This is a genomic window from Rhodococcus sovatensis, assembly GCF_037327425.1.
Classification (GTDB): domain Bacteria; phylum Actinomycetota; class Actinomycetes; order Mycobacteriales; family Mycobacteriaceae; genus Rhodococcoides; species Rhodococcoides sovatense.
This window is the reverse complement of record NZ_CP147846.1, coordinates 269,581-286,217: the sequence shown is the minus strand read 5'-3', so window position 1 is coordinate 286,217 and position 16,637 is coordinate 269,581. Positions and strand designations below refer to the sequence as shown.

Here is a 16,637-nt window from a genome sequence, read left to right as displayed (position 1 = left end):
CCGCACTATCTGTTCCGCCGTTCCAGGCGCGCTTCCGCGGCCGCCTCTTCCACATCCAAGCCGTCGAGCACCGCCCGCAACACTTCGTCGTCCAATTCACCAGAATCTCGGGCCTTGACCAGAGCATCGCGCTGAGCCGAAAGTACATTGCGACGTAGGGTGTCGAACAGTGCACCGGCGGCGGCGATCCGCTCTTCACGATCCTCCGCCTCATCGGCGTCGAGCCTCGCCCGTACCGATCTTCGGACCCGTTCGAGTACGGCCTGCACCGAGTCCGTGCTGGCTCCTGGGATTCCGTTCGCCGCAGCATCGGACAGATATTTCTCGGCCGCCGAGCGTGAAATCGCCCGTGCCAATGCCTGCTGCTCGTCCGTCTGCTGTTGTTCGAGCGGATCCGCGACGTCGAGTCGACGAATCAACAGCGGCAAGGTAAGCCCCTGAATCAGCAACGTGCCCACTGCGACGACGAATGCGACGGCTTGGATGACTGCTCGGCCGGGGAACGGATCGCCCGCGACAGTGGCGAGTGGAACACCGGATGCCGCTGCCAACGTCACGACCCCACGCATGCCTGCCCAGGACAGAACCAAGTTCTGCTTCCAGGTCAGACCCAGCGCATCGGACTGGGTGGTGCGTTTTCGGCGAACGGTCTTGCGCGTCATCGCTCGCCTGCCGGTGTTGACGAATATCCATGCGGGGCGGACGGCGATCACCACCGCAAGAATCAGCAGGGCGTACGCGAAGATGTGGAGCACCGGGAGTCCGTCGCGTTCGACCTCCTGGATCACCGACTTCAGCTGCAAGCCCATGTAGGCGAACACGAACGCTTCGAGCAGCAGATCCATCAGCGGCCAGACCTGACGCTCCTGGATACGAGTCGTCACCGCGACGTCGGCGGTGACCCTGCCGAGGATGAATCCGGCGGTCACGACAGCCAACACACCCGACGCATGAATCTCCTCGGCCGCCAGATAGGCAGCGAACGGAAGAACAAGGCCGAGAACGGTTTCCAGCGCCGAGTCCTGGATGCGGGAGCGCACGAAGCGTACGATCCTGGCCAGGATGAGCCCGACAACGACACCACCCACGATCTCGTAGGCGAAGAACACCACGGGTGAATCGATCTCGATCTTCTTCCCCGTCACCGACGCCACCGCAAGGGTGAACAAGGTCAGCGCGGCAGCGTCGTTGACGAGGCTCTCCCCGGTGAGAATCGCCATCATGCGCGACGGTAGTCCGAGCTTGCGTCCGACGGCGATCGCCGCGACCGCGTCCGGCGGAGCGACCACCGCGCCGAGAACCAGGGCAGCACCGAGAGTCAATTCAGGCACGAGCCAGTTCGCGAAATAGCCGACTGCGACGGCGGTGACGATCACCATCACGACACCGAGCCGCAGAATGTGACCGAGGTTCTTCCGGAAGCTGACGAACGAGAAGTCGAGGGCGGCCGAATACAGCAGCGGGGGCAGCACCACCCCGAGAATCAGCTCGGGCGCCAGCGTCACCTGTGGGACACCGGGCACGAACGACGCAATCGATCCGGTCGCGACGAGCACAAGCGGTACCTGCAGGTCCAGGCGCTTGGCGAATCCCGCAACCGCGACGGCCGCGATCACGACGAGAAGTAATACCGGTCCGTCCACAGCTAGATTGTGCCGTCAGCTGTACTCGGACGCGCAGCTGACGCGCACATACGATCCCCTCTACTTGTCCGGGATCGCCTTCTTGGCGGCTTCCTGCGCCTTGTCGACCTTGTCGACGTACTTTCCACCGGTCTTGTCGTCGATGAAGTCACCGGCCTTGTCGACTACGTCCTCGATCTTGTCCGAGTTCTCGGCGGCAAGCTGCTTGCCTTTGTCGACGAAACCCTTCATGTTGTCTGCGAAACTCATTTTTCGCTCCATCTCGTTGCGTGAAAGGACTGGCGAGACGCCAGCTTACTTCGTACCTGCTACCGGCATAGCGCCGAAGAGTCGACGTTTCTCGCCATGCAGAGCCGCGCTGATCCACCAGGCACATTCGACTGCGACGATGCCGATCGCACCGATGACGACCGCCGACGTCGTCAAGGCGATGTTCGACGGGTCGAGTTTGAAGAAGGTTCGACAAAACGGGATGGTGAACAGCGCCAGGTAGCCGACGACCGATCCCGCGATCAGCAGAATCTTCCACCACACATAGGGCCGCGCTACGACGGCGAGCACCCACACAGCGATCATGATCAGGGTGATCAACGCCGTCGTACTGGCCTGCGTGACCTGCTGTTCGGTGGCGCTTGGCCCCTGATATGCGAGCAGATAGGACACGAATGTCGCGACACCGACGATCACTCCCGACGGCACTGCCAGGCGCATGACGCGGGGCACGAACCCCGTGCGGGCACGTTCGTTGTTCGGCGCCAACGACAGGACGAAGGCTGGAATGCCGATGGTGAACCACGCCGCGATCGTCACGTGCCGCGGGAGGAACGGATACGGCAACGGCTCGAAATCGAAGACCTGCGACAGCACACCCGACAGGCCGATGAGGAACGCCAACAGCACCGAGTAGACGGTCTTGGTGAGGAACAGATTCGAGACCCGCTCGATGTTGCCGATCACCCGTCGTCCTTCACCGACGACGTAGGGAAGGGTGGCGAACTTGTTGTCCAGCAACACGATCTGCGCGACGGCTCGGGTCGCTGCACTTCCCGACCCCATGGCGACTCCGATGTCGGCGTCCTTGAGTGCGAGCGCGTCGTTGACTCCGTCGCCGGTCATCGCGACGGTGTGCCCTCGCGACTGCAGGGCCGCGACCATCCGACGCTTCTGGTCGGGACGCACCCGCCCGAACGTCGTCGAGTTCTCGACGGTGTCGGCGAGTTCCTCGATCTCCTCGGGCAGGTCCCGAGCGTCGATCGGATGCCCGTCCAGACCGAGCGAACCGGCGACCGCTCCGACGGATACAGCGTTGTCCCCGGAAATGACCTTGACCGCAACAGACTGGCTCGCGAAGTACTCGAGCGTCTCGCGGGCATCGGAACGCACCTTCTGCTCGAGAATCACCAGCGCCCGAGGCGTCACGACACCGGGTGCGGTGTCGTGATCTACCGGGAGGTTGCTGCTGGCGAGCAACAGAACGCGCAGACCCGCGGACCCTGCATCCTCGGCCTGGCGCGCGATGTCGGTGTCCGGGTCGAGCAACACGTCGGGCGCACCGAGCAGCCAGTTGCCGTGCTCGCCGTACGACAGCCCGCTCCACTTCTTCGCCGACGAGAACGGCGCGACCGCGCTCTCGGTCCAGCCCGGGTCGTCTTCGAATGCTTCCCCGATGGCGAGAACGCTGGCATTGGGACGAGGGTCGTCGGCCGCGAGAGCCGCAAGTACCGACGTCAGCGTGCTTGTATCGCCTTCGTCGACGACGCGGAGCTCGGCGAGGCGCATTCCGTTCTCGGTCAGAGTGCCGGTCTTGTCTGCGCACACGACGTCGACGCGTGCAAGGCCTTCGATTGCAGGAAGTTCCTGTACGAGGCACTTGCGTTGACCGAGGCGAATGACGCCGACTGCAAACGCGATGGACGTCATCAGAACGAGACCTTCGGGCACCATCGGCACGAGCGCGGCGACCATGCCGTTGAGCGCCGGGCCGAGTGACTGCCCCGAGGAGAACAGCTGGTTGTAGATGATCAGCGCCCCCGCCGGAATCATCAGGTACGTGATGAACTTCAGGATCTTGTCTATACCGCTGCGCAGTTCCGAATGGACGAGCGTGAACTTGCTTGCTTCCTCGGCCAACTGGGCAGCGTAGGCATCGCGGCCTACCTTGCTCGCGCGGTAGGCGCCGCTTCCCGCGACGACGAAACTGCCGGACAGAATCTGATCCGCCTCGACCTTGTTGACCGCGTCCGCTTCGCCGGTGAGCAAGGACTCGTCGACCTCCAGGCTCGACGCCTCGATGACGATGCCGTCGACGACGATCTGGTCTCCGGGGCCGAGTTCGATGACGTCGCCGAGGACCACCTCGTTCGGCGCGATCTCACGTGCCACCCCATCGCGTCGGACCACGGGTTTGCTCTGCCCGACGATCGCGAGCTCGTCGAGAGTCTTCTTCGCGCGAATTTCCTGGATGATGCCGATGCCGCTGTTCGCGACGATCAGCAGACCGAACATGCCGTCGACGATGGAACCCGTCGACAGCACGATGATCAGAAGGACACCCAGAATCGCATTGATTCGAGTGAAGACATTGCCTCTGACGATGTCCTTGACCGAGCGACTTGCGCGCGCCGGGACGTCGTTCGATTTTCCTTCGGACCGAAGCTGCGCTACCTGCGCCTCGGTGAGCCCGATATCCCGCTGTGCGTCCGCCTCGATCGACATGGGGGTAAGCCTAGGTGCTCGTGCGCTCGCCGAGGCGAGCCCACCATCGATCGTCGTGTGTGCGGCGAGAGCCGTCGATACGCTGACCCGGCATCGGCACAGCGGTGTCGACGCTGCCGTCGTGCGCTGCAGCTTTCAGCCGGACTATCGGCTCGGACCACGGATGAAACGCGAGGTTGAACGTGGCCCAGTGGATGGGAACCAGAAGTCCGCCGCCGAGATCGCCGTGTGCTCGGACCGCCTCTTCCGGGTTCATGTGAATATCGGCCCAGCGTGGATCGTATGCGCCGACCGGAAGCAGAGTCAGATCGAACGGGCCGTACTGCGCACCGATCTCGGCGAACTTGACCGTGTAGCCGGTGTCGCCGCCGAAGAACACGCGGTGTTTCGGTCCTGCGAACGCCCACGACGCCCACTGCGTCAGGTCGCGCTTGAGTCCGCGACCGGAGAAGTGCCTGGCCTCGGTGCAGGTGATGGTGAGTCCGGCCACCTCGGTCTGCTCGTCCCAGTCGAGCTCGATGATCCGGTCCTCGGGAATTCGCCAATGCCGCAGATGCGCGCCGATTCCGATCGGGACGACGAACGGCGCGCTCTGCAACGACGCCAACCGCTGGATGGTCGTCTTGTCGAGGTGGTCGTAGTGGTCGTGCGAGATGACGATGGCGTCGACGGCCGGCAGCGCGTCCAACCGAACCGGTGTGGGGTGCAGCCGCGAGGGCCCGACAGCCTGTGACGGAGACACTCGATTGCTCCACACCGGGTCGGCGAGGATGCGTCGACCGTCGAGTTCGACCAGCACCGACGAGTGGCCGTACCAGGTCACTGCTATCTCACCGGCGTTCACCGGCGCCACCGCAGGTGCGAGCGGAATGGGTCGCAGCGGCTTGCCCTGCGAACGACGCCGGAGGAACGAGACGAGAATCGACTCGCCACCGCCACCGGTGAAGCTCGAACTCGGTTCGGTGTTGTGGAACTTTCGGTCGCGATACCGAACGGAATTGGCGGCGTATGGCGCGATCTTGGCGGTGCCGGCGCCGATTTGTGTCGGCAGACCCCATGCGGCCCGAGCGACCCAGGCCGCACTCAGTACGCTCAGCGCGATCGGCACGATCTTCGAGTTCGTCACTCACTCCACAGTAGGCGAGGTACAAAGCGGCGAGGCCTCGGAGCCGGGCGTGTTCTCGCACGGCGTAACGCTGGAGAATGGGTAGCGGGAGACGAGTCCCGCAGCGTTCTCGCCGCAGCTCGCAAGTAGACTGCTTGCGACGGTTTTGCTCTAGAAGGAGATCGCACACACTCATGACCACCGAACAGCGGGAGTTTCAGGCCGAGACGCGTCAGCTCTTGGACCTGATGGTTCACTCCATCTACTCGAACAAGGACAGCTTCCTACGGGAGCTCATTTCCAACGCGTCCGACGCCCTCGACAAGCTGAGGCTCGAGTCGTACCGCGACAAGGATCTCGACGTCGACGTCTCCGACCTTCATATCGAGGTCGACATCGACAAGGAGGCCAGGACGCTCACGATCCGTGACAACGGCATCGGTATGTCGCGCGATGAGGTCATCGACCTCATCGGCACGCTGGCGAAGTCCGGTACCGCCGAGGTACGCAAGAAGCTCAAGGAAGCCAAGGATGCGGCCGCATCCGAGGAGCTGATCGGCCAGTTCGGCATCGGCTTCTACTCGACGTTCATGGTCGCCGACAAGGTCACACTCCTCACCCGCAAGGCAGGCGAAGCCACCGCAACACGATGGGAGTCCTCCGGCGAGGGCACCTACGAGATCTCCGACGTCGACGGCGCGCCGCAGGGCAGCTCGGTCACGTTGCATCTGAAGCCGACCGACGAAGAGGATCACCTCTACGACTACGCGTCGGAATCGAAGATCAAGCAGCTCGTCAAGAAGTACTCCGACTTCATCGCGTGGCCCATCCGGATCGACGTCGAAAAGCGGGTGAAATCGGAAGAGGAAGGCGCCGAGGACACCGTCACGATCGAGACCGAGACGATCAACTCGCAGAAGGCTCTGTGGACTCGCCCCAAGGACGAAGTGTCCGAGGAGGAGTACAAGGAGTTCTACAAGCATGTGAGCCATGCATGGGACGAGCCGCTCGAGGTCATCCCGTTCAAGGCCGAGGGTACGTTCGAATACCAAGCGCTCCTGTTCATTCCTTCGCAGGCACCGTTCGACCTGTTCATGCGCGAGGGCAAGACCGGCGTGCACCTGTACGTCAAGCGCGTCTTCATCATGGACGACTCCGAGGAGCTACTCCCCGAGTACCTCCGCTTCATCAAGGGTGTCGTCGACGCACAAGACCTCTCGCTCAACGTCTCTCGCGAGATCTTGCAGCAGGACCGTCAGATTCGCGCGATCCGTCGTCGTCTGACCCGCAAGGTGCTCTCGACGATCAAAGAAATGCAGAGCGAGCACGCCGAGAAGTACCAGACGTTCTGGTCGCAGTTCGGTCGGGCACTCAAGGAAGGCCTGATCTCCGATTCCGACAACCGCGAGACGCTGCTGACGGTCTCGTCGTTCGCCTCGACCAACAGCGAAGAGGGGTTGACCACGCTCGCCGAGTACGTCGACCGGATGAAGGACGGACAGGAGCAGATCTACTACATGACGGGTGAGTCTCGTCAGCAGATCGAAAGCTCGCCGCACATGGAGGCCTTCAAGGCTCGTGGCCTCGAAGTGCTGCTGCTGACCGACTCGGTCGACGAGGTTTGGGTCGGCAATGTTCCCGACTTCGACGGCAAGTCCTTCCAGTCCATCTCCAAGGGCGAGGTCGACCTCGACACCGAAGAGGAGAAGAAGGACGCCGAGTCCAAGCGCGAAGAGCAGGGCAAGGAGTTCGAGGACCTACTGAAGTGGATGAGCGAGACGCTGAGCGAGGACGTCAAGGAAGTTCGCCTGTCCTCACGTCTGACCACCTCGCCCGCCTGCGTCGTCGGTGACGAGTTCAGCTTCTCCCCTCAGCTCGAAAAGATGTACAAGGCGTCGGGACAGTTCATTCCGACGTCCAAGCGCATCCTCGAGCTGAACCCGACGCACGATCTGGTCACCGGGCTCAAGAAAGCTCGCGAGGATCGCAGCGACGACCCGAGCCTCGCCGAGACAGCTGAGTTGCTCTACGCCACAGCGCTTCTCGCCGAAGGGACCGAGCTCAAGGATCCGGCCAAGTTCTCCCGCCTGCTGGCCGATCGGCTGACCAGGACGGTCTAGTGCCGGGGGCTCCGCCCCCAGTGGCACGGTTAAGTGTGCTCCCGCATACTTAACCGTGCCACTGACCCGGAGGGTCAGAACGTGTTGCACTATTAGGCATGACCGAACCGCTGTTGATCGAACGCCGTGACGACGTCCTGCTCTGGACGCTGAACAATCCGGACGCCCGGAATCCGATCTCGGAAATCGAGACGATCGATGCCCTCGAAGACGCGGTGCTGGCCGCGAACCGCGATCCCAGCGTGCGCGTCGCGATTCTGACTGGGGCCGGCTCGGCGTTCTCCTCCGGCGGCAACGTCAAACACATGCGCGACAAGGAAGGGATGTTCGGCGGGAGTCCGGCGGAGCTACGGCAGGGCTACCGACACGGAATCCAACGCATTCCGAAAGCGCTGTACCACTGTGAGATCCCGACGATCGCGGCCGTCAACGGCGCTGCGATCGGCGCGGGTTGCGACCTGGCCTTGATGTGCGATCTGCGCATCGCGTCGACGACGGCCAAGTTCGCCGAGAGTTTCGTCAAAGTCGGCATCATCCCCGGCGACGGCGGCGCATGGCTTCTCCCCCGCGCAGTCGGGATGGCAAGAGCGAGCGAAATGGCCTTCACCGGTGAGGCAATCGACGCCGCGACGGCGCTGGACTGGGGACTGGTATCACAAGTTGTCGAACCCAACGAGCTTCTTGCCGCTGCACACGCCTTGGCCGATCGCGTAGCTGCCAACCCGCCGCAGGTTCTGCGGATGACCAAGAAGCTGCTGAGGGAAGGGCAGCACCAGAGCCTGGACAGTCTCCTGGAGCTCTCCGCGGCATTTCAGGCCATTGCGCACACGACGTCGGATCACTCCGAGGCTGTGAACGCGATGCTCGAACGCAGGGATCCGAGGTTCGAGGGTAGGTAGCTCCAGTGGCGCGGTTCAGTGCACCCCAACACACTTAACCGTGCCACTGGCGGCGGAGCCGCTCCTAGTTCTGCTCCGGAAGAATGTGCTCCCCCGTCTTGTCGGTGCTCAGGGAGAGCGACGAGATGTACAGGATCTCCCCTTCCGGACCCGTCTTCGCCGATCGGATCATGTCCGGCCGCTCGAACTCCATACCGGAAACGTGGCAGAAAAGCGTTGCATCCGAGGGATTTCCGTGTTCGTCGAACATCGGGAGGTCGATCCCGTCGTCGGTGCGACGCAAGTAGTACTTCCCTTTGGTCGCAACGGCCAGGATCGGCGGCATGACGATGGCGATGACGAGTGCGACGATCGGCGAGTACGGCTCGAGAGCACTGCCCAATCCGCCGAAGAATGTAAGGATCGCCAGTCCGGCCGCGAGGAGCATCGACACGAATCCGACGGGATTGAAGTTGTAGAGCATGCCGCGTCGGAACTCGGGCACCTTCGGCGACAGCTTCAGGATGTACTTGTTGAACACGATGTCCGAAGCGACGACCGCGATCCATGCGATGCCGCAGTTCGCGTAGAACCCGAGGATGTCGTTGAGGAAGCTGAACATGTTCGCTTCCATCAGAATCAACGCGATCGCGAGGTTGAACAGCACGAACACCATCCGTCCCGGATAGGTCTTGGTGACGCGCGTGTACGCGTTGGTCCACGCGAGCGAACCGGAGTACGCGTTGGTCACGTTGATCTTGATCTGACTGATCACGACGAGGATCACCGCGAGCGTCATGGCGAGCCAACCGGGCATCATGTTCTCGTAGATCTCCAGGAACTGATGTACCGGCTCGTTCGCGATGGAGGCTCCGTCGGCGACGTTCGCGATCAGGTAGACCGCCAGGAACAGCCCCACGATCTGCTTCAACGCGCCGAAGATGACCCATCCGGGGCCCGCGAGCAGTACCGCGGTCCACCAGCGCCGCTGGTTCTCCGGCGTCTTGGGCGGCATGAACCGTAGGTAGTCGATCTGCTCGGCGATCTGCGCGATGAGCGAGAGACACACTCCTGCAGCCAGCATGACCGAGCCGAAGTTCACGCCTTTGCCCTCGGCACCGTCGGCGCCGCCGTAAGCCAAGAAGGTGCCCACCGAATCTGGATGCGCTGCGACCAGATAGATGAACGGGAACACCATCAGCACGAGCCAGAGCGGCGTCGTCCAGACCTGCAGCTTTGCGAGCGCCTTCATCCCGTATATGACCAAGGGTATGACCATCAGGGTGGACACTGCGTAGCCGATGGGCAACGGTATGTTCAGCCCCAACTGTAAGCCCTGCGCCATGATTGAACCTTCGAGCGCGAAGAAGATGAACGTGAACGTTGCGAAGATGACGTTGGTGACGACGGAGCCGTAGTAGCCGAATCCGCTTCCACGAGTGATCAAGTCGAGGTCGATGTTGTATCGTGCGGCATAGTAGGCCAACGGCAACCCGGTAAGGAAGATCACGACCGCGAACACCAGAATTCCCCACAGCGCGTTTCCGGTGCCGTAGGAGATTCCGATGTTGGCGCCGATCGCGAAGTCGGCGAGGTAGGCGATTCCGCCGAGCGCGGACGTGGCGACGACGCCGGTGCCCCACTTACGGTAGCTACGCGGCGCAAAGCGCAGCGTGTAGTCCTCTAGCGTTTCCTTCAGTGCCGTATCGGTCGGCGCGGGCTGCACAGCGGTCATGGAACGACGGTAGAACCGTCACGTGTCGCCCACGTCACGCGAGGTACAGGTGCTGTTACGCGAACGGACAATACCGGCTAATCGGACGCGTCGATCGTGCGCGGACCTCCCCCACAGGCGTCGACCAACAGTTGCAGAAACCATCCGAGAGCCGGCGCGCGCATCGTCCACCCCACCAGCGCCCACCCCAGCGACACATGTTCGAGCGCGGCTGCGACCGCGCGGGTGCCGGTCAGCGTGACCGCTCCCTCGTATCGCACCCGGGTCAACGCGTCGGAATGAGTTTCCGCTGCCGCGACGACGAGTCCGACCGGCGCCCTGCGTTCGAACCATGGTCCGACGCTCGAACACGGGTCGCACGTGACCGATGCGTACAGGGTTGCCGGCGCCAGGCCCACGGGTGTCCATCGCGGTCTCCACTCTCGGACGGACGCGCGGTACTCGAGCCACGCCGAACCGAATCGGTCGTCGAGCTCGGTGCGCTCGTGCCAGGCCGCAAGACCTGCACTGAAAGCAACGCCGATGACGGCGGCCACGGCGATCGAGGGTTCCCGAAACAGAGCCGCAGCGATCACGAGAAGTGCGACGGCAGAGAGTTGCATCGGGTTGGTCACGTACGCGTACGGCCCGGTGACCACCATTCGTTTCGGCGGATCCCACGGGAACGGAGTACCACCGCCCACTGTCGCGAATTCGGCGACGGCACGCAGCGCGAGAATCGATATCAGGACACCGAATTGAATCAGGAGCCAATCGAACACGCCGCCCACCTCCCGCAGGCGGACGAACCAACCGGTTCCACTGAGCTCGAACGCCACCGTGGGAATCACAAAGCCGATCAGCGTGCCGAAAAGGACGACCTGCAGACTCGCCCGCACTCGAAGTGCGCGCTCGCGCACAGTCAGAACCCCGAGTACGACTCCGGGCACCAACGCGACCGAAACGGCAAGCATCTCGCCCCACCACCACGTCGACTCCAGCGCGACGAGCGGACGTAAACTCCCCATCGCCAGGACGTCGGCGACAACCAGGACACACACGGTGACTTCGGGTCTCACCCACTCCATCGACAAGATCGGCACTGCGCCCCACAGCGCAGCCCATCCCAGAACCACATCTACGGCCACCGCAGCCCACATAGTGCCCTCGGTGCCGAAGCTCCACCACTGTTGCTGAACGGCAAGAGCATTCACCAGAAGCAGCGCCACGAGGTTCCACAGCAGCGCCAGGAAGGCGGCCCCTCGGACCCGAGGAGTCGCAGTCAGCCACAGCGCCCCGGCGAGCAGCATCGGCACCAGGGCAGCGAAAGAACGGAGCGCTGCGACGGACAGACCGGTCTCGACACTCACGGTGTCGGGTCGAGCGAATCGATCAGATAGTCCGCTGCCCGCTCGACGACGGCTTTCTCGATCGGGCCGAAGTACCAGGCGGGGGCCAGTTCTCGGGTGTAGGTCAAGTCGAGTTCGACGGCGGTGTGCGAGGCATCGACTGCGCGCCAGGTGATGTCGGCCATATCCCACGTCAACCACGACGAGATGGGACTTGTGTCTTCGACGATACGAAGCCTGGCCGAGGTCGGTGTTCGGTCCGCGACTTCGAAGCTCAAATCGGTGATGTGCTCGCCCCAATGATGGTCGGCGACGAACAACGGTCGATGGTGCGCGCCGGTGAACGACACGGTGCGGCGCTCACCCACCTCCAACGCTCCGCCGCTGTCGGACCGCGGTTGCGGAAATCCCCACGACAGCACTCCCGGGAGCGCCGTGCCGTCGAAATCCAACGGCCGTTCCCACGCAGCCTCGACCTCGGCAGGCGCGAGATCGAGGACCTTGGCTGCCGATACCGTCGTCGGGCCCGCGAACGTCGTGGCCGGTACGACGCCTTCCAGCGAGGCGAGAACGATCAGTGTCGGCACCACAACGATCTTCAGACCGGTCTTGTCGTCGCGCCCAGGGACGATCTTCTCCACGGCAATCGCGACGAGAGCACCGACCAGATAGAAGATGGGTGCCGCGATGATGACGCAGATGAACCCTTCGCCCAACAGCATCATCGACATCAGCAGAAGAACCGTGATCTCCTTCATCACGATGCCCACGGCACTGCGCCCAGGGGCGGACAGCACGACGATCACGGCAATGACTGCGGGAATCCCGACGTAGAACGCTGCCGACTGTGCAGCACCGGACTCCTGTAGCGCCTGCCGCAGGAACACCGCTACCGCGAATGCGAGTACGACGCCTGCAACAATGGCCTGGGCAGGGGTCGGTCTCCGCTTCAGCCGACCGGAATCGTGCTCGTCGCCGTGTTCCATGTGCTCAGCGAAGCATACCGATCAGTCCGCGTCGATTCCGGGTCAATGGACGAATAGGCGAATGGACGAGGACCTCACGCCGTCAGCAACGAAAAGTTCGACAGTTCCGCACGCAGCTGATTCATGGCGCGGTGCTGCGCGACTCGAACTGCGCCCGCACTCATTCCCAGGGCTCGACCGGTCTGGGGGGCCGTCATTCCCCATATCACCCGCATCAGAACGATCTTTCGATGCCTCGGCGGCAAGGTGTTCATCAAAGCCTGTGCATGGGTTCGCAATTCGCCTTCGACGGCATGCGACTCCGGGGACTCCTCGGTGAATGGCTCCTCGATCACCAATTCGAGCGAATACGCACGACGTGACGCGGCTTTTCGTCCGGCATCGGCGATCTTGTGCGCTGCAATGCCGTACACGAACGCCATGAAGGGCTTGCCGACGTCGCGATATTTCGGAATCGCCGAGACGAGAGCGAGACAGACATCCTGAACGACGTCGTCTGCCACTACCTCCGAATTACTCACGCGAGTCGCGCAGTAACGCTTCAGCTTGGGCCTGACCAACCCGATCAAGTCGGAGAGAGCTGCCAAGTCCCCGCCCACCGCGAGTGGAACCCGCGCCTCGAGCATGTCCACGATGTCGTCGTTCGTCATCGCCCAGTCCTCCCTGCTCACCCTGCGCTTCTTGTGTGATTCGATCCTGTTTCACCTCCGGCTTGGTCGGTACCCACCCCAGGGTGAAGAAAGCTACCCCTCAGGGCGGACATCTCACACTCTTCGGGAGGGTCCCGACGCGAAGGCGCGCGAGCAGAATATGAACATCACGTAACGCGACGCTTGACGGCGGCGAAAACCCTTACACACCTGCAGCGCATCGGAGACGAGCATGAGCGAGCGAACACGCAGTAGAAGCCGCGGTCGATCCACAGTGGTCACCGACGACGGCACCGCTCTCGCCGTGTACGAAACAGGCGCGCAGGATGCCTCCATGACCGTCGTCTTCGTGCACGGCCACTGTCTCGCCAAGGAGTCGTGGCTCGACGTGGCCGCGGCGCTGGAGAAGACGTGGGGCGAGGACATTCGCATGGTCTCCTACGACCACCGCGGCCACGGTTCGTCCTCTGCCGCCGATACCGGCTCGTACACCATCGAGCAGCTGGGACGCGATCTCGGAGCGATCGTCAGAACGATGATTCCCACCGGAAAATACGTCCTTGTCGGCCATTCCATGGGCGGAATGACGATCATGTCCTACGTCCGGCAGCACCTCGCAGAGCTCGGCGATCGTCTCGTGGGCGTCGGGCTGGTGGCGACGGCAGCACACGGTATCGCCGAGGAGGGAATCGGCGCGTGCCTAGCGCATCCGGCGGTCTCACTGTTCCGAACCGTCGTGCGACGGGCGCCACGAGTGATGGGCGCATCGAAGCGCCTGAGCAGGGGAATTTGCGCACCGATCGTGCGCGCGGCCGGCTGCGGATCACGTCGAGTGAGTCCCCGAGTCGTCGCATTGGCGTCGGCGATGCTCAACGAGACGTCGGTCGTCACGATGGCAGGCTTCCTGGGCTCACTGCACGATTTCGACGAATCGAAGTCTCTGTCGGCTCTCGCCGTCGTGCCGACAATGGTCCTGTGTGGGTCGGACGACCTCATGACCCCACTGCTCCACTCGAAGGCAATCGCCGACAGCCTCCCCGCCGCTCGACTGGTCACGGTCGACAAAGCCGGACACATGGTGATCCTCGAGCGTGCGACGGAGGTCGCCGAAGCGATCGGTGTACTCCTCGACCAGACGTCCATGCGAGCCCAGACGTCCATGCGAGCCCAGACGTCCGTGCGAGCACCGCTAGAGATCGCGCTGTGAGATCACTCCACTCTGGATCGCGCGCTCGGCCAGTCTGACCCGCTTGACGTTCTGCGGCAGATCCTCGACTCCGAATTTGGCGAACAGCACCCGCAGGTGTGTCTTGACGGCGTCGACGCTGAGGAATATCTCGGTCGCGATCTGTTGATTCGACGCCGGGTTCGCGAACGTTGCGTTGTGTTTGTACGGGCGACACAGCGCAACGAGAACTGCCCGCTGTGTCTCGGTGAGCGATCGAGTGTCCGGCATCTCCGACGCGATCCGGGTTGCCTCGTCACCGATGCCGGAGAAGTCGTGGAACGTGAGCAGGGACGTGCCGATGCGAATGGTGTCGCCGTGCCGCAGCCGTCGTCTACCGGTGAGCCTGTCCCCGCCCACGTAGGTGCCGTTGCGCGAAAGGCCGTCGTCGACGATGGTCCAGTGCCCTGCCATCCACTCGACCGCCGCATGCAGCCGGGACACCTCGCTGTCGTCTGCGAACGAGATGTCTGCCTGCGACGATCGGCCCAGGGTCAGCCGGGCGCGATCGGGTGAGAGCAGCACTTCGCGCCGCACCCCGCCGTCACCCTCGTACTGCAGACGCGCGCTCTCCCGGTCACCAAGAACCACCGCTACATCCTGCTCCGGCACAGAGGCCGGAGCAAGACGAAGAGCGTTACTTCTTGACGGGCGGTGCGTTCAGCAGCGTGATGAACGGTCCCGCATTGCCGGCGATGGCACTGAGGCCGCCGATGGCGGTACCTGCGAGCGATGCGGTGGATCCGAGAAGCAAGGCGCCACCGATGCATCCCGCGATCGGTCCTGCACCGAACAGCAGTGCTGCCGGCGCAGAGACGACGCCGACGGCGAGGGCCCCGAGCAGGCATCCACCGACGAGACCTGTTGCAGCACCGAGGAATCCGCCGACCGATGCGGAGAGTCCGATGTTGTCCTTCGTTCCAGCGACCGCCGCGGGAAGATCGACCTGCTGCAATCCAGGAATCTGCGTCGAGACCGGGGTTGCGGCTGCCGGTGACACATCGGCGGTCAGAACGGCGTGATTGCCGTCGATATCCGCTGCGACCGGGTGCGCGAGTCCGTCGAACGCGATGGACAGCGGAACCGAGTCCACCAATGCGCCGCCGGCGTCGCGGACGACCAGGTGGTTGTTCTCGTTGCTGAGCGTTCCAGCGGAAGTATCGACGATGACCTGGTCACCGGCGGCACTGACGTTCCAACCCACCGGCGCGGGGGCGGGAGCCGGGTCCGCATACGAGGTACCCATTGCGGTCGTCATGGCCGCGATCACCAATGCCGACGTTGCTGCGAATTTTCCGATCTTCATGTTCCCCGTCTTCCAGGTGTGTACGTGCGCGCACCCAACTGGGTGCGGCGCACAGCTAACGGGCCTGCGGGGACCGAAAATTGGCCGACCGGGGCACGGAACACGACTACAGGGTTAACAGTGGAACAGCTCTACCCTTAAGGGACAGAACGGAATTGACGATATTCAAGGGCAGGTAATCGGCAACCGTCACCTTGCCATGGCGATCAACGTCCGAGGAACTTCGGCTTGCGTTTCTCTTTACGCGCGAGGCGCGCTTCCTTCATGTCCTCGCTCGTCCACGCAGCACCGAACGCGGCCCACTGATCCGGCGTCGGCTCGTCGTGGGAGCCGTCGTCGTTGAACACGAGCTTGAGATGCCTCAACGCCAGGGGCGCGAGTTCGGTGATCGCCGACGCCCATTCCAGTGCGACGGCCAGATCACCGCGCTTGTTGGCGAGACCACTGACGAAGGCGGCATCGGCGTCGAGACGCTCACCGCCGATCAGAATGGTCCGCGCGACGCCCCCGCCTGCGAGCGATGCCAGCCTCTTGATGGTCCAGTTGTTGACCGCGATACCGAGCCGAGTCGACGGAATTTCGAAGAATGCACCGTCGGCGACGACCCGCAGATCGCACGCGATGGCGAGCTGCGTCCCGCCGCCGACCGCCGGGCCGTTGACAGCGGCAACGACAGGCACGGGGGCGCTGTCGACCGCCCTGAGGAGCCGCTCCAGCGCCTCGGGGAACTCCTCCGGGAAACTGTCACCCTCCAGATCGGCTCCCGCACAGAAGCTCGAACCCTGGCCGGTGATCACGATGACACGCGCGCCGGATTCGACGGCTGCCTCGACTCCCTCGCGGAGCTCGACGCAGAGGGCGGTGTCGAGTGCATTGCGCCGCTCGGGACGCCTGAGTTCTAGGGTGACGACGTCGCCGTCACGAGACTGTCCGATCATGGACACAG

The 16,637-nt window shown here is 63.3% G+C and carries 14 protein-coding genes; 3 read left to right on the top strand and 11 right to left on the bottom strand.

Going from position 1 to position 16,637, the window contains the following annotated elements; all coding sequences use genetic code 11:
• Positions 1 to 5: 5 nt before the first annotated feature.
• The 4 genes from WDS16_RS01240 to WDS16_RS01225 are packed head-to-tail and all read right to left on the bottom strand — an operon-like array spanning position 6 to position 5,484.
• Positions 6 to 1,643, bottom strand: coding sequence for a Na+/H+ antiporter (locus WDS16_RS01240; RefSeq protein WP_338889892.1), 1,638 nt, complete (start codon positions 1,641 to 1,643; stop codon positions 6 to 8).
• A gap of 60 nt (positions 1,644 to 1,703) precedes the next feature.
• Complete coding sequence (locus WDS16_RS01235; protein WP_338889890.1) at positions 1,704 to 1,892, bottom strand: antitoxin; 189 nt, start codon at positions 1,890 to 1,892, stop codon at positions 1,704 to 1,706.
• A gap of 45 nt (positions 1,893 to 1,937) precedes the next feature.
• Positions 1,938 to 4,358, bottom strand: a complete 2,421-nt coding sequence (locus tag WDS16_RS01230; protein ID WP_338889889.1) for an HAD-IC family P-type ATPase — start codon at positions 4,356 to 4,358, stop codon at positions 1,938 to 1,940.
• Between the two features lie 10 nt (positions 4,359 to 4,368).
• Positions 4,369 to 5,484: an MBL fold metallo-hydrolase gene (locus WDS16_RS01225; protein WP_338889887.1), complete on the bottom strand. Its 1,116-nt coding sequence runs from the start codon at positions 5,482 to 5,484 to the stop codon at positions 4,369 to 4,371.
• A gap of 173 nt (positions 5,485 to 5,657) precedes the next feature.
• Between WDS16_RS01225 and htpG the strand changes: the two genes are divergently transcribed.
• A complete protein-coding gene (gene htpG / locus WDS16_RS01220; RefSeq protein WP_338889886.1) occupies positions 5,658 to 7,583 on the top strand; it encodes a molecular chaperone HtpG in 1,926 nt (641 codons plus the stop codon).
• A gap of 98 nt (positions 7,584 to 7,681) precedes the next feature.
• On the top strand, positions 7,682 to 8,482 hold the full coding sequence (locus WDS16_RS01215) for a crotonase/enoyl-CoA hydratase family protein (RefSeq protein ID WP_338889885.1): 801 nt from the start codon (positions 7,682 to 7,684) through the stop codon (positions 8,480 to 8,482).
• Between the two features lie 64 nt (positions 8,483 to 8,546).
• On the opposite strand, the gene WDS16_RS01210 is transcribed toward WDS16_RS01215, so the two are convergent.
• The 4 genes from WDS16_RS01210 to shbA all read right to left on the bottom strand — a co-directional run bounded on the left by WDS16_RS01210 (position 8,547) and on the right by shbA (position 13,160).
• Positions 8,547 to 10,196 (bottom strand): hypothetical protein, encoded by a 1,650-nt coding sequence (locus WDS16_RS01210; protein WP_338889883.1) that lies wholly within the window; start codon positions 10,194 to 10,196, stop codon positions 8,547 to 8,549.
• A gap of 77 nt (positions 10,197 to 10,273) precedes the next feature.
• Positions 10,274 to 11,545: a methyltransferase family protein gene (locus tag WDS16_RS01205; protein WP_338889881.1), complete on the bottom strand. Its 1,272-nt coding sequence runs from the start codon at positions 11,543 to 11,545 to the stop codon at positions 10,274 to 10,276.
• Positions 11,542 to 12,510: a hypothetical protein gene (locus WDS16_RS01200; protein ID WP_338889879.1), complete on the bottom strand. Its 969-nt coding sequence runs from the start codon at positions 12,508 to 12,510 to the stop codon at positions 11,542 to 11,544. The genes WDS16_RS01205 and WDS16_RS01200 overlap by 4 nt, the downstream gene beginning before the upstream one ends.
• Before the next feature lie 74 nt (positions 12,511 to 12,584).
• Positions 12,585 to 13,160 (bottom strand): RNA polymerase sigma factor ShbA, encoded by a 576-nt coding sequence (gene shbA, locus WDS16_RS01195; protein WP_338889877.1) that lies wholly within the window; start codon positions 13,158 to 13,160, stop codon positions 12,585 to 12,587.
• Positions 13,161 to 13,392: 232 nt separating this feature from the next.
• Between shbA and WDS16_RS01190 the strand changes: the two genes are divergently transcribed.
• On the top strand, positions 13,393 to 14,367 hold the full coding sequence (locus tag WDS16_RS01190) for an alpha/beta hydrolase (protein WP_338889875.1): 975 nt from the start codon (positions 13,393 to 13,395) through the stop codon (positions 14,365 to 14,367).
• Here the strand turns inward: WDS16_RS01190 and WDS16_RS01185 are convergent.
• The 3 genes from WDS16_RS01185 to WDS16_RS01175 form a co-directional block, all read right to left on the bottom strand.
• Entirely contained in the window at positions 14,350 to 14,976 is a 627-nt protein-coding gene (locus WDS16_RS01185; RefSeq protein ID WP_422395739.1) for an FHA domain-containing protein, read from the bottom strand. The two genes, WDS16_RS01190 and WDS16_RS01185, sit on opposite strands and share 18 nt — an antisense overlap.
• Before the next feature lie 46 nt (positions 14,977 to 15,022).
• Entirely contained in the window at positions 15,023 to 15,691 is a 669-nt protein-coding gene (locus tag WDS16_RS01180; RefSeq protein WP_338889873.1) for a hypothetical protein, read from the bottom strand.
• A 206-nt stretch (positions 15,692 to 15,897) separates the two neighbouring features.
• Positions 15,898 to 16,629 (bottom strand): enoyl-CoA hydratase, encoded by a 732-nt coding sequence (locus tag WDS16_RS01175; protein ID WP_338889871.1) that lies wholly within the window; start codon positions 16,627 to 16,629, stop codon positions 15,898 to 15,900.
• Positions 16,630 to 16,637 lie beyond the last annotated feature (8 nt).

Excerpts from the sequence above, each read along its gene's own strand:
- WDS16_RS01235 (WP_338889890.1), bottom strand. The coding sequence starts at position 1,892 with ATGAGTTTCGCAGACAACATGAAGGGTTTCGTCGACAAAGGCAAGCAG.
- WDS16_RS01230 (WP_338889889.1), bottom strand. The coding sequence starts at position 4,358 with ATGTCGATCGAGGCGGACGCACAGCGGGATATCGGGCTCACCGAGGCG.
- htpG (WP_338889886.1), top strand. The coding sequence starts at position 5,658 with ATGACCACCGAACAGCGGGAGTTTCAGGCCGAGACGCGTCAGCTCTTG.
- WDS16_RS01215 (WP_338889885.1), top strand. The coding sequence starts at position 7,682 with ATGACCGAACCGCTGTTGATCGAACGCCGTGACGACGTCCTGCTCTGG.
- WDS16_RS01210 (WP_338889883.1), bottom strand. The coding sequence starts at position 10,196 with ATGACCGCTGTGCAGCCCGCGCCGACCGATACGGCACTGAAGGAAACG.
- WDS16_RS01200 (WP_338889879.1), bottom strand. The coding sequence starts at position 12,510 with ATGGAACACGGCGACGAGCACGATTCCGGTCGGCTGAAGCGGAGACCG.
- shbA (WP_338889877.1), bottom strand. The coding sequence starts at position 13,160 with ATGACGAACGACGACATCGTGGACATGCTCGAGGCGCGGGTTCCACTC.
- WDS16_RS01190 (WP_338889875.1), top strand. The coding sequence starts at position 13,393 with ATGAGCGAGCGAACACGCAGTAGAAGCCGCGGTCGATCCACAGTGGTC.
- WDS16_RS01180 (WP_338889873.1), bottom strand. The coding sequence starts at position 15,691 with ATGAAGATCGGAAAATTCGCAGCAACGTCGGCATTGGTGATCGCGGCC.
- WDS16_RS01175 (WP_338889871.1), bottom strand. The coding sequence starts at position 16,629 with ATGATCGGACAGTCTCGTGACGGCGACGTCGTCACCCTAGAACTCAGG.